This is a genomic window from Photobacterium sp. R1 (assembly GCF_054600795.1).
Genome location: NZ_BAAHZP010000619.1, coordinates 1 through 265, shown reverse-complemented (window position 1 = coordinate 265; position 265 = coordinate 1). Strand labels below are relative to the sequence as shown.

At 50.9% G+C, this 265-nt stretch carries 1 protein-coding gene; it reads right to left on the bottom strand.

Annotated elements, in window-relative coordinates; all coding sequences use genetic code 11:
- Positions 1-265, bottom strand: a 265-nt coding sequence (locus tag ACYP03_RS26535) for a helix-hairpin-helix domain-containing protein (RefSeq protein WP_459782745.1), incomplete at both ends; no start/stop codon positions are given.

Genomic DNA, 265 nt, shown 5'->3' with positions numbered 1-265 from the left:
CAGGCCTTCGATGTCCAGTAGGTCATCAGTACCTTGGTCAGCCAGATCTTCCAGCGTACAGATACCTTTAGCGGCCAGTTTGAACGCCAGTTCGCGTTCCATACCATCCAGGCTCAGCAGATCTTCGGCAGGCTCAACCCCATCCAAAGACTCTTCCTGCGCAAGGGCAATAGTGGTTAGTGCTTCTTTCGCACGGTTACGCAATTCGTTAACCGTATCTTCGTCCAGGCCGTCAATTGACATTAATTCCTGAACAGGTACATAG